The sequence below is a fragment of the Methylobacillus pratensis genome, assembly GCF_054072455.1.
On sequence record NZ_JBSUSR010000001.1, the window covers coordinates 564228 to 576087 of the forward strand.

The 11860-nt window shown below is 58.6% G+C and carries 10 protein-coding genes; 2 read left to right on the forward strand and 8 right to left on the reverse strand.

Annotated elements, in window-relative coordinates:
• The first annotated feature begins 40 nt into the window (after positions 1-40).
• Complete coding sequence (locus ACW4YW_RS02525; RefSeq protein ID WP_457136110.1) at positions 41-1801, forward strand: cation:proton antiporter; 1761 nt, start codon at positions 41-43, stop codon at positions 1799-1801.
• A 48-nt stretch (positions 1802-1849) separates the two neighbouring features.
• Here ACW4YW_RS02525 and serS read toward each other — a convergent pair whose 3' ends face one another.
• From serS to ACW4YW_RS02565, 8 genes are all read right to left on the reverse strand, one after another.
• On the reverse strand, positions 1850-3148 hold the full coding sequence (serS, locus tag ACW4YW_RS02530) for a serine--tRNA ligase (RefSeq protein ID WP_457136111.1): 1299 nt from the start codon (positions 3146-3148) through the stop codon (positions 1850-1852).
• Between the two features lie 202 nt (positions 3149-3350).
• A complete protein-coding gene (locus ACW4YW_RS02535; protein WP_457136112.1) occupies positions 3351-3560 on the reverse strand; it encodes a hypothetical protein in 210 nt (69 codons plus the stop codon).
• A gap of 113 nt (positions 3561-3673) precedes the next feature.
• Positions 3674-4984: a replication-associated recombination protein A gene (locus ACW4YW_RS02540; RefSeq protein ID WP_457136113.1), complete on the reverse strand. Its 1311-nt coding sequence runs from the start codon at positions 4982-4984 to the stop codon at positions 3674-3676.
• A 55-nt stretch (positions 4985-5039) separates the two neighbouring features.
• Positions 5040-6266 carry a FecR family protein gene (locus tag ACW4YW_RS02545; RefSeq protein WP_457136114.1) on the reverse strand — a complete coding sequence of 409 codons (1227 nt, stop codon included), beginning with the start codon at positions 6264-6266 and terminating at the stop codon, positions 5040-5042.
• A 13-nt stretch (positions 6267-6279) separates the two neighbouring features.
• Positions 6280-7638, reverse strand: a complete 1359-nt coding sequence (locus tag ACW4YW_RS02550; RefSeq protein WP_457136115.1) for a surface lipoprotein assembly modifier — start codon at positions 7636-7638, stop codon at positions 6280-6282.
• 21 nt (positions 7639-7659) lie between these two features.
• On the reverse strand, positions 7660-8277 hold the full coding sequence (gene lolA / locus ACW4YW_RS02555) for an outer membrane lipoprotein chaperone LolA (protein WP_457136116.1): 618 nt from the start codon (positions 8275-8277) through the stop codon (positions 7660-7662).
• A 17-nt stretch (positions 8278-8294) separates the two neighbouring features.
• Positions 8295-10592, reverse strand: a complete 2298-nt coding sequence (locus ACW4YW_RS02560; RefSeq protein WP_457136117.1) for a DNA translocase FtsK — start codon at positions 10590-10592, stop codon at positions 8295-8297.
• Positions 10593-10743: 151 nt separating this feature from the next.
• Positions 10744-10947 (reverse strand): hypothetical protein, encoded by a 204-nt coding sequence (locus tag ACW4YW_RS02565; protein WP_457136118.1) that lies wholly within the window; start codon positions 10945-10947, stop codon positions 10744-10746.
• Positions 10948-11381: 434 nt separating this feature from the next.
• Here ACW4YW_RS02565 and ACW4YW_RS02570 point away from each other — a divergent pair, with 434 nt between their 5' ends.
• Positions 11382-11852, forward strand: coding sequence for a Dps family protein (locus tag ACW4YW_RS02570; RefSeq protein ID WP_309564917.1), 471 nt, complete (start codon positions 11382-11384; stop codon positions 11850-11852).
• Positions 11853-11860 lie beyond the last annotated feature (8 nt).

Below are 11860 nucleotides of genomic sequence, written 5' to 3' on the forward strand. Positions count from 1 at the left end.
TTGCTCCAGTCATGTCTCTACAATAGAGAATTATACGATTATGCACGCCGCCGCCTTCATACAGGACCTGGCTGTCATCATGCTGGTGGCAGGCATGGTCACGATTATCTTCCACCGCCTGAAGCAGCCGGTGGTGCTTGGCTACATCCTTGCCGGGCTGATCCTGGGCCCGCATACACCGCCCTTCTCCATGGTGCACGACAACCACACGATCGAGATCCTCGCCGAGCTGGGCATCGTGTTCCTGATGTTTTCGCTCGGGCTGGAGTTCAGCCTGCGCAAGCTGCGGGCGGTAGGCGCCACCGCCGTGGTGGCGGCACTGGTGGAAATCGTCGTGATGGTCTGGCTGGGCTACGAGATAGGCAGCTATTTTGGCTGGAAATCCATGGACTCCATCTTCCTCGGCGCCATGCTGGCGATTTCGTCGACCACCATCATCGTCAAGGCACTCGACGAGCTCAACATGAAGCACGAACGCTTTGCCCAGATGATCTTCGGCGTGCTGATCGTCGAGGATATCCTCGGTATCGGCATCATCGCGCTACTTTCCGGCATTGCGGCCACCGGGCAGGTATCCACCCTGGATGCCGCGATCACCATTTCCAATCTCACCTTGTTCATGGTGGTCGCCCTGGTGCTCGGTATTATCCTCGTACCCAAGCTGCTCGAATATGTCGCCAGCTTCAAGCGCGACGAAATGCTGCTGATCACCATCCTCGGCTTGTGTTTCGGCTTCTGCCTGCTGGTCATGAAGCTGGATTACAGCGTGGCGCTCGGCGCCTTCATGATCGGCGCGATCATGGCGGAATCGCGCCGCATCCGGGCCATCGAGCGGCTGATCATGCCGATCCGCGACATGTTCAGCGCGATCTTCTTCGTCGCCATCGGACTCATGCTCGACCCTGCCATCATCATCGAATATGCCGAACCCGTGATCGTGGTCATCCTGGTGATCATCTTCGGCAAGATCTTCGCCTGCACCCTGGGCGCCATGGCGGCTGGCAACGATGGGCGCACCTCCTTGCGCGTGGGCATGGGCTTGTCGCAGATCGGCGAGTTCTCGTTCATCATCGCCGCCCTGGGCCTGACGCTCGGCGTCACCAGCTCGTTCCTCTACCCGATCGCCGTGGCCGCTTCCGTCATTACCACGCTCACCACGCCCTATCTCATCAAGGCCGCTGATCCGCTGTCCAGCACCCTGGCCCGCAACATGCCGGCCAGGATTGCACAATTTTTCCGGCTGTATAGCGACTGGCTCGCCTCCAACAACCATGCCCCGGACAGCGACAGCGCCATCCTCGCTGGCATTTACCGCAAACTGCTGCTGCAAGTGTTCGTCAACCTGTGCATGGTCAGCGCGCTCTTCCTGGGAGCCGCGTGGCTGGTCAATGTCTACCTGATCGGCCTGCCGTCCCCCATGCGCGACATCATGTGGCAGCAAGCTCTCACCTGGGGTTCGGCATTGCTGCTGGCAGCGCCTTTCCTGATCGCGGCCTTCAGGAAGCTGCAATCCCTCGGCCTGCTGCTTGCCGACCATACTACACAAGGCATGACGGGAAATGATTGCGGCCGAGTACAGCGTTTCATCGCCAAGGCGATCAACGTGCTGGCCGTGGTTGGCATGGCATTGCTGATCCTGGCGTTGAGCCATCGCATCATGCCGCCGCTGGACGTCTGGATCGTGGTGCTGTTGATTGTCGCAGGGTTGGTCGCCCTGCTCTGGCGCTGGTTCGTGATACTGCACTACCGCATGCAGATTGCCCTGATCGAGACATTGAGCCAGGAGAAAGAGGAACATTGATACTCCCGCGAGCAATCGCTCGCGGTGGCATCAATTTACGAAGGATTGCTAGCTCTGGGCGTTGATGACTTCCAGCCCGCCCATGTAAGGGCGCAGTACTTCAGGCACGACCACGCTACCGTCCGCCTGCTGGTTGTTCTCCAGCACGGCCACCAGGGTACGGCCCACGGCAAGGCCTGAACCGTTCAACGTATGCAGCAACTCGGGCTTGCCGCCTTCATTGCGGAAACGCGCCTGCAGGCGGCGTGACTGGAACGCCTCGCAGTTGGATATGGAGGAAATCTCGCGGTAGGTATTCTGCGCAGGCAGCCAGACTTCCAGGTCATAGGTCTTGGCCGCGCCAAAACCCATATCCCCGGTGCACAGCAACACGACGCGATACGGCAGTTCCAATGCCTGAAGCACATGCTCCGCATGGCTGACCATGTCTTCCAGTGCTTCATAGCTGCGCTCGGGATGCGTAATCTGCACCATTTCCACCTTGTCGAACTGGTGCTGGCGTATCATGCCGCGCGTATCGCGGCCGTACGAGCCGGCTTCGGAGCGGAAGCATGGCGTATGCGCCGTGAGCTTGATCGGCAGGCTGTCCAGCGCCACGATTTCGTCGCGCACGGTGTTGGTCAGCGTCACCTCGGAAGTCGGGATCAGGTAAAGCGCCTCGTTGCTGTCGCCCTCCTGGCCGCCCTTCTGTGCAGCGAACAGGTCAGCCTCGAACTTGGGCAGTTGCCCGGTGCCGCGCAGCGTGTCCGCATTGACGATGTAGGGCGTGTAGCATTCGGTATAGCCGTGCTTTTCCGTCTGCGTATCCAGCATGAACTGCGCCAGCGCGCGGTGCAGGCGGGCGATTTGGCCGCGCATGAGGGTAAAGCGCGCGCCGGCCAGCTTGGCGCCGGTGTCGAAATCCAGCCCCAGCGGCGTGCCGATGTCCGTGTGGTCCTTGATTTCGAAATCAAAACTGCGCGGCGTACCAACCCGGCGCACTTCGACATTGTCCTCTTCCGACGTGCCCGCGGGCACGCTTTCATGCGGCAGGTTGGGCACGCTAAGCAGCAACTGCTGCAATTCCGCCTGTATCGCCGATAGCCGCTCCTCGTCCTCCTTCAACTGCGCCCCCAGTCCAGCCACCTCGGCCATGATGGGCGCCACGTCCTCGCCCCTGGACTTGGCAATGCCGATCTGCTTGGAAGTGGCATTGCGCTTGGCCTGCAAGTCCTGGGTGCGGGTCTGCACCGTCTTGCGTTCATTTTCCAGCGCCGTGAAAGCGTCGGTATCAAAGGCAAAGCCGCGGCTGGCAAGACGCGCCACGACATTATCGAGGTCATTGCGTAACTGCTGGATATCTAACATGGAAATTCCTGGTATTGATTGCAAATGTGCAGATGCACGCTGAATTATTGTATTGGCACGGCAGGCACCATTTCGCTCTACGCCCCTAATTTCTTGCACATTTTACTTCAAGTCGAAACTTTGTGAGGGAGGTCGTTCCAACGCCTGGCGTTATTGGTCAGAAGCAAGGAGGAAATCGGGGATATTTCCAAGCACCCAGGCTTCATGGCAAACGTTTCTTCACATGCATCAAACCTGGCTCGTCGCCAGGGACAATGCGCCATGTTCGCGCGGCCACATCCGTCCCTTGCCTTGTCCGATAAGTGGGCAATTGCAGCGTCGCGGCATCCGCATCGGCGTGCGACAACTGCCCGCTTACGGTCACGCCATCGCTGAATTCCACCAACAGCTCATCGCCTTGGCTCAAGCGCATGTCACTGGAATTATCCAGGCAGCGTAGAAATGCGCCTGGGTAAAGGTGGGTATTGTTAGCTGAGAAGCGCCAGAGCATATAGCACCTTCGTCGATTTTAACTGTCGGACAAACTCATTTCTTGCCGGCCTCCTCGTCCCACTTTCTCAGCAGCGCAAGCTTTGCTGCGATCTTGCCTTCCAAGCCTCTTGACGTCGGCTGATACCAGCCAGGCTCCTCCATGCCGTCCGGCATATAGGTTGCCCCGGCGGCGTAAGCGTTCGGCTCGTTGTGCGCATAACGGTATTCCTTGCCGTAGTCCAATGCCTTCATGAGCTTGGTCGGCGCGTTGCGCAGGTGCAGGGGCACGGGGCGCGACTTGTCACTGGCGACAAAGGCCTTGGCCTGGTTGTAAGCCATGTAGGCCGCATTGCTCTTGGCCGCCACCGCCAGGTAGATCACGGCATTGGACAATGCCAGCTCTCCCTCCGGCGACCCCAGGCGTTCGTAAATCTGGCAGGCTTCCAGCGCCATGGTCTGCGCGCGCGGGTCGGCGATGCCGATGTCCTCGACCGCCATGCGCACGATGCGGCGGCCCAGATAAAGCGGATCGGCCCCGCCATCCAGCATGCGCAGGAACCAGTACAAGGCCGCATCCGGGTTGGAGCCGCGCACGGATTTATGTAGGGCGGATATCTGGTCGTAGAAAGCCTCGCCTCCCTTGTCGAACCGGCGCAGCTTGCTCGCCATGGTCGACTGCAGGAATTCGGCATTGATCTCCGGCACCCCAGCCGCGATCGCTGCATTGAACAGGCCTTCGGCAAAATTGAGCAGCCGCCTGGCGTCGCCATCCGCATAGCCCAACACCTGCTCCACAACGTCCGGCGTCAAGGGGATGTCCAGTTGCATTTCCTGCTTGCCGCGCTCGAGCAATTGTTTCAACTCGTCCTCGGACAAGGCATTGAGCACAAATACCTGCGCCCGGCTCAACAAAGCGCTGTTGACCTCGAACGAAGGATTTTCGGTGGTGGCGCCGATGAAGGTAATCAGGCCGCTCTCAACAAAAGGCAGGAAAGCGTCCTGCTGGCCCTTGTTGAAGCGGTGCACCTCATCGACGAACAAGATGGTGCGGCGGCCGCGTTGCTGCAAGGTATGCTCGGCACGCTCCACAGCTTCGCGAATGTCCTTGATCCCGGCCAGCACGGCGGACAAAGGAATGAATTCGGCATCCGCGGTATTGGCAATCAGCCTGGCCAACGTGGTCTTGCCCACCCCTGGCGGCCCCCACAGGATCATCGAGGGCAACTTGCCCGAGGTGAAAGCCAAGCGCAAAGGCTTGCCTTCACCCAGCAGGTGCTTTTGCCCGACCACTTCATCCAGTGACTTAGGGCGCAGGCGCTCTGCCAGCGGGGCTTGGGGAGCAACGGGTTCGAATAGTCCGGTCAAAGAAGTACCTGTTATGGATGATAAGCAACGCGATTAAGACTTAATGGAGATGACACTATTGCGGTGGCACCAGGCCTCCTTGCAATTCCAGCGTCTGTCGACTCAGGGCAATCAGGTTAAGCAGGTCACTGACCGTGAAATTCACCCGGGCACCTTCAAGGCTATCGCCAGACAACTGCCCCCAATGTACTGTCAATGTGCAGTTTAGCGTGCATCCTATGCCACTCATGCGGCCATCGCTGAAACTAAAACTGCCGTCAGACTGCAAGGTACCGATAGCATCCTGCACAGTACTCAAGCTCACAATGCCAGCCAACCCGGAGAGCCCGACATTGAAGGAAGCCTGATAGTTGCTGAAATTCACATCGAGCTTGCCGGTTGCAGTCAATGGCAGATCGAATCCGAGGAATTTTCCTTGTACCTCGCCGCTGCCATTCCAGCTACCTGTCATCCGGCCTGCATTCGCCTGGACAATCTGTGACGCAATAGAATCACCCGGCAACGGCGGTAATGAGGAATCATCCGGCGATGGCGTTATCGGTTCCTTTAGGGCAATACAATCCAACAGAGCACAAGGCAGACCCTGATCGCTCCTGATATCGGCGTTGGCAAACCCTTTTTCACTGGCATCCGATGCATGCTTCTCTTCCAGGGTGTCCTGGAACGTACCTTGTTGCGGGCCGGCTGCGACCAGTACCGGCAAGACTTCGGAGTAGCCCGGACGGCTGCCTGCGCTGGACACTTCCCCAGCCTGCCCCTTGTATAGCACGAGATTGCCTATGTCGTTCTGCATGAACACCGCACCGTCACCCACCTTGACCAACAGCTTTTGCGCATCGTCGAGCGAGACGGTGAACTCGGTGCCACGTATGCCGATAGTGGCAACCGGCGTATCCATGCGGTAATTCGGCTTGTTGGCATGGCCGATGACGCCGGTAATGGCACGCAGGCCTCCCTTGACCAGGCGGAAGATGCCGCGCTCGCTGCCGTCTTCACGACCGTTGTAGTGATATTCCTCGACCTTGAAGCTGGTATTGGGCTGCAAGGAAATATAACCGCCATCGATAAACTTGACCTGCATGCGGCCATCGGCCGTGATCAGGGTTTCTCCCTCATCGAACTGGCTGCCCTTGCTGGCCTCGCGCGCATTGCCCAAACGATCCACAATGCTCGCCGCGCCATGCACAAACTCCACCTTGCCCGCAGCCGCCATGGCGACAGTGGCATTCGCCGCAGTGGCCAGCACGAGCAGTGCAATCCTGATTGTCGTCGCGATCTGCATCAATAGCCCTCCATTACCAATTGAACTCACGGCGGACGCTGACCGACACCATATAGCGGTCAAAGTCGTTGAGATCAATGTTCGACTCGTTTCTAATATAAGTCAGTTGCGGTTTTATGACCCAATTGTACCCAGGCAAATAGCGTAAGCCCAGACTTAAGTCCCACTGCCTGTCGGCCCTGTCCTTCAAGAACAACGGCTCTTGCTCGTCATGCGTCCTGTATTCGTATCCCAGGGTGGTGAACGCCACCAGTTTAGGCTTTAGCGTCAATTGTCCGCCCCCACGGATGCCGTACAAGCGATTGCTGAGGAAATCCCACCGCTTGTCCCGCGTTTCCTCCCGGCCTGCATATCCGCTGATAAATAGCAGCGGCGTCAGGTCGCCATCGAACACATGCGCCCAGCCGCCCCCTGCCACATAGCGATCCGCATCCCGAATATCGTTATCAGGATATTCAAGGCGGGACAATTGCGCAAACAGGTTGACCTGGTTCTTGTTGTTAATATCCCGCTGCCACTGGGCGTTGATGCCATGGGTGCGGCGATATATCTGCTTATCCAGGCTCAGATGAGTCGCCTGCGCCGCCACAGTGTAAGTATCGCGATACTTACGGTAGCTGAGTCCGACGTTGGCATCAAGCATCCCGATCGCGAACTCATCCTCGTGATTGTTCAACCGTTGCGAAGCATTGACGCCGGCAAACAAAGTGAGCCGCTCCGCCAATGGTGTGCGGAACGAGACGCCGCCGGCCAGATTCATGTAATTGTCGCCAGTCTCACGGGATGCCCGGTCAAGATCAAGGATGATTTGCCCGCCGAACAAGGGAATTGCCACCGAAGAAACCCCGGTAGCGCTGTTCACATTGGAATCATGGCCCAGCGTGCCTTCAAGATACGCCGAGAATGTCGTCGTCAGCCCCTGTGCCTTGTCGATCGCGCTCATGTAGCGATTGATCACCCGGGTCATGTCTTCCGGCGGTTGTTGGTTGAGCACGTTCCTGAATTCGGCACGGGCGGCTTCTTGTTCGCCCAGCAGGAAATAGGCGCGGGCGATCTGCGCCCTGGCGTTGGCGTTATCCGGCTGCACCGCAAGCACGCGCTCGAGCGCAAACACGCCGCGCGTCACATGCCCGCTGTCAATCGCGGCCAGCCCGAACAGCATGTCATACGCCGGGTCGCCCGAATGCTCGGACTCCACCGGCTCCAGCAGGGCGTATGCGGCAGCATAGTCGCGGCTCGCTATCAGACTGCCTGCCTTGTCGAGCAAGTCAGCATCCTGCGCGCAAGCCGCAGCTCCGCCCATCAACAGCAAGGCCCCCCCCACCATGCCGTGGAAAGCGGCCCTGTACAATACGGCCTTGCTGCCTGCCATACATTGCTTGAATACGGTCACTTACTCGCCCACCACATCGGCTCCGGCAGGTACCACAAACTTGAATTGGCTGTTGGCGATGGAAGGGTTGCGCTGCAATTTGCTGAATTGGATGCTGGTGGTATGCCCGAAGCTATCGTGCAGCTCCATCTTCTGCAACTCGTCGCCCTTGAAGCCGAGCAATACCTTGTCGAAGCCGCTCTCTTCCGCCTTGGGCACCGCCTGCGCCCATTCAAGGCCGTCCGCCCGGCTGACGGTAGTCAAGGTGAAGTTGCGCTCGGCATCCTGCGCACCGGCCAGCAGAGAGGCGGGGCTGGAGCCGATCGCCTTGCTCATCGCCCGCACGGTTACCTGGTTGAGGTCGGGATCGTAGAGCCAGACCTTCTCGCCGTCGCCCACAATCTGCTGCACATAAGGCTTGTCGTAATCCCACCTGAACTTGCCGGGTCGCTGCAACTGCATATTGCCTTCGACTTCCTGCACTTTGCTGCCCTGCGCATCGGTGACGACCTGGTGGAAATGCGCTCGCATGGCGCTGGTGGACTTGAAAAATGCCTTGAGCGACTCGATACCGTCCGCGTGCGCCGTCCAGGGTGTGATCAATACGGCCATCATCGATGCCGCTGCTAAAAACCTCATGCTGAGTCCTTCAATGCTTAATCATGGTTGTTCGGTGCAATCACTTCCCGATTGCCATTGCTCTGCATGGCAGACACCAGTCCGGCCCGCTCCATTTCTTCGATCAGGCGCGCAGCGCGGTTGTAGCCGATGCGCAGTTGGCGCTGGACGGATGAAATGGACGCGCGGCGCGACTTGAGCACGATGGCGACGGCCTCGTCGTAGAGCGGGTCTGCCTCGCCGCCGCTTTCCCCCAGCTCGCCGCCTTCGCCACCATCCTCGCTGCCGCCGGTAAGGATCCCCTCGATGTAATTCGGTTCGCCATGCTGCTTGAGGTGCTCGACCACGCGGTGCACTTCCTGGTCGGAAACGAAAGCGCCGTGCACGCGCTGCGGGTCGCTGGTGCCGGGCGGCTGGTAGAGCATGTCGCCCTGGCCCAGCAATGCTTCCGCACCCATCTGGTCGAGAATGGTGCGCGAGTCTATTTTGCTCGACACCTGGAACGCCACGCGGGTCGGAATATTGGCTTTGATCAGGCCGGTGATAACGTCCACCGACGGACGCTGGGTCGCCACCACGAGGTGGATGCCGCAGGCGCGGGCCTTCTGGGCGAGACGCGCAATCGGCTCTTCCACCTTCTTGCCGACCACCATCATGAGGTCGGCCAACTCATCGATCACCACGACGATCAACGGCAGCTCTTCCAAGGGTTCGGGTTCGTCCGGGGTCAGGCTGAACGGATGCGGAATCGACTTGCCTTCCTTTTCCGCATCGCGGATTTTCTGGTTGTAGCCAGCAAGGTTGCGCACGCCCAGCATGGACATCAGCTTGTAGCGCCGCTCCATTTCCGCCACGCTCCAGTTGAGCGCATTCCCCGCCTGGCGCATGTCGGTAATCACCGGGGCCAGCAAATGCGGAATCGCGTCGTAAACGGACAGTTCCAGCATCTTGGGGTCGATCAGGATCAGGCGCACCTTGCTGGGTTCCGCCTTGTAGACCAGGCTCAGGATCATCGCGTTGATCGCCACCGACTTGCCGGAACCGGTGGTACCCGCGACCAGCACGTGCGGCATCTTGGCGAGGTCGGCCACCACGGGCTTGCCGGAAATATCCTTGCCCATGGCGATCGCCAACGGCGAAGTCACGTCGGCATACACCTGCGAGCCGAGAATCTCGGAGAGATAGACAATCTGGCGCTTGGGATTGGGGATTTCCAGGCCCATGTAGGTTTTGCCCGGGATCGTCTCCACCACGCGCACACTGACCACGGACAAGGCGCGTGCCAAGTCCCTGGAGAGATTGGCAACCTGGCTGCCCTTGACCCCTGCTGCCGGGTCGATTTCGTAGCGCGTGATCACCGGGCCGGGCAATGCAGTCACTACCTTGACCTCGATGCCGAAATCCATGAGCTTGCGTTCGATCAAGCGCGAAGTAAACTCGAGCGTCTCGGCAGACTGTACTTCCACCACGCCGTTGGGTTCATCCAGCAGATGCAAGGGCGGCAGCGGCGAATCCGGCAATGTCTCGAACAACGGCGTCTGCTTCTCGCGCTGCACCCGCTCGCTTTTTACGATCTCAAACGTAGGCGGCACCTCGATCTGTACAGGCTGGCGGTCCTCGGTACGCTTGCGCTCATTGCCCACGAACTCGTTGCGCTGCTGCTCGGCGGCCTTGCCCACCTTCCGGTCCTGGTAATCCTGCCAGCGCTCGATAATGTAGTGATAGCTGAACTCCAGTCCGGCGCCGAATTTTTCCGCAATCGCGATCCACGACCAGCCCGTGAACAGGCTGAAGCCCACCGCAAGCAGCAACAGCAGCACCAATGTAGAGCCCGCGAATCCCAAGATCGCCTGCAGGCCCGCATCCACCAGGGAACCCAGCATGCCGCCGGCGGCCAGCGGCAATTCCACCGTCATGGCGTAAAAATGCCCTGCCTCCAATGCAGCCGAGGACAGCAGCAACATGGCGAACCCGGCCAGGTTGAGCCAGATCAATGGCTTGCGCTCGGCGTCGACGACTTCGAGGCGCAGGTAAACCAGCCACATGGCGTAAAACGCCAGTATCACCCACCACCAGGCGGAAAAGCCAAACAGGTACAGCAGGATATCGGACAGCCAGGCGCCCAGCGCCCCGCCTGCGTTCTGCGTCACGTCGCCGTCGCTGGTGCTATGCGACCATGAAGGGTCGGTACTGTGGTAGGTGAATAAGATTAAGGCGAGATAAAGGCCGACGACGACCAAGACAAGCCACCAGGCTTCCTTGACGATGCCAGGGGTGGCTTCAGGTTCGGCTTGACGACGGCTATTGAGCGGCGTGCTTTTTTTCTGGAAAAACAAGATGATTCAGTACCCGGCACAAAATTAAGCTGTCCCGATTATATCAGCATCAACCCTGTTTCGCTCCGGCATGCTGCTCAGCAGCATGGAGCGGCAAATACATGATGGCTGGAGCGCGCCCCAGCCATTCCACTCGTGCTATCGAACCGCTTCAGACACAATCGCAAAATGCATCAATGTTCCTGACCAGCGCGCCTTGATTGCCTGCACGGCTGACACGGTCGAATGCCGCTTCTCTTTCTGCAACATTTTCTGCGGGAACATATTGAGCGTGGTTGAAACGCGGAACAACTTGCTCAGGATGCAGAACATCGTCCGCATGTCCTGAAGGGGGACGAACTTCTAGTACTAACATATGCTACTTCCTTTTCCTTTTGGGAGATGAATCGACTCGACAGGAATTGTGTTCCCGTCACGCAGTTGGATGGCATCCTTGTCAGATAGTTCCTACTTTGCCGTTTTACCCATGCTCATATCACCTGCCGGCTCTTTTGATGGGGCCGTGGCAATTAACCCAGGCTATCATTCCTATAAACATAATCAATTTGCACTCCCCTTTAGCGACGCCTAAACTAGCGAAACTAAGCATTGTCATGATGGTCTGGTAACAAGCAGGTTAGAGCGGCTGACAAAGCTCGGCGAAGCGGTGCTAGGCGCTCTATCCGCAGGCAGTATGGCAAGACAAACAATGCCAGAAGAGTTTTGCCAGCCGCGCTAAAGCTCGTCCGCAAAGATTCCGCATGCATATTGATTGCGGATGGTATTTCACCTCAAATAAAGGAGAATAAGATGGTAGATATTGGCATCAGTGAAAAAGACCGCAAGAAAATCGCTGAAGGGCTTGCGCGCTTCCTTGCAGATACTTACACGCTATACCTCAAGACCCATTACTTCCACTGGAACGTGACCGGCCCGCAATTCCGCACCTTGCACCTGATGTTCGAGGAGCAATACAACGAGCTGTGGACCGCGGTCGACCAGATCGCCGAACGCATCCGCTCCCTGGACTTCCCCGCCCCCGGCACTTACAAGGAGTTCAGCAAGCTCACCTCCATTGAGGAGACCGACGGCGTCCCGCATGCCCAGGACATGATCAAGGCGCTGGTCGCCGGCCACGAAGCCGTGGTGCGCACTGCGCGCTCGGTATTCCCGACCGCGGAAAAGGCAGCAGACGAAGCGACGGCCGACCTGCTGACGCAGCGCCTGCAAATCCATGAAAAAACCGCATGGATGTTGCGCAGCCTGCTGGAAAAACCCTAATATTCCGA

Excerpts from the sequence above, each read along its gene's own strand:
- ACW4YW_RS02535 (WP_457136112.1), bottom strand. The coding sequence starts at position 3,560 with ATGCGCTTGAGCCAAGGCGATGAGCTGTTGGTGGAATTCAGCGATGGC.
- ACW4YW_RS02525 (WP_457136110.1), top strand. The coding sequence starts at position 41 with ATGCACGCCGCCGCCTTCATACAGGACCTGGCTGTCATCATGCTGGTG.
- serS (WP_457136111.1), bottom strand. The coding sequence starts at position 3,148 with ATGTTAGATATCCAGCAGTTACGCAATGACCTCGATAATGTCGTGGCG.
- ACW4YW_RS02565 (WP_457136118.1), bottom strand. The coding sequence starts at position 10,947 with ATGTTAGTACTAGAAGTTCGTCCCCCTTCAGGACATGCGGACGATGTT.
- ACW4YW_RS02545 (WP_457136114.1), bottom strand. The coding sequence starts at position 6,266 with ATGCAGATCGCGACGACAATCAGGATTGCACTGCTCGTGCTGGCCACT.
- lolA (WP_457136116.1), bottom strand. The coding sequence starts at position 8,277 with ATGAGGTTTTTAGCAGCGGCATCGATGATGGCCGTATTGATCACACCC.
- ACW4YW_RS02570 (WP_309564917.1), top strand. The coding sequence starts at position 11,382 with ATGGTAGATATTGGCATCAGTGAAAAAGACCGCAAGAAAATCGCTGAA.
- ACW4YW_RS02550 (WP_457136115.1), bottom strand. The coding sequence starts at position 7,638 with ATGGCAGGCAGCAAGGCCGTATTGTACAGGGCCGCTTTCCACGGCATG.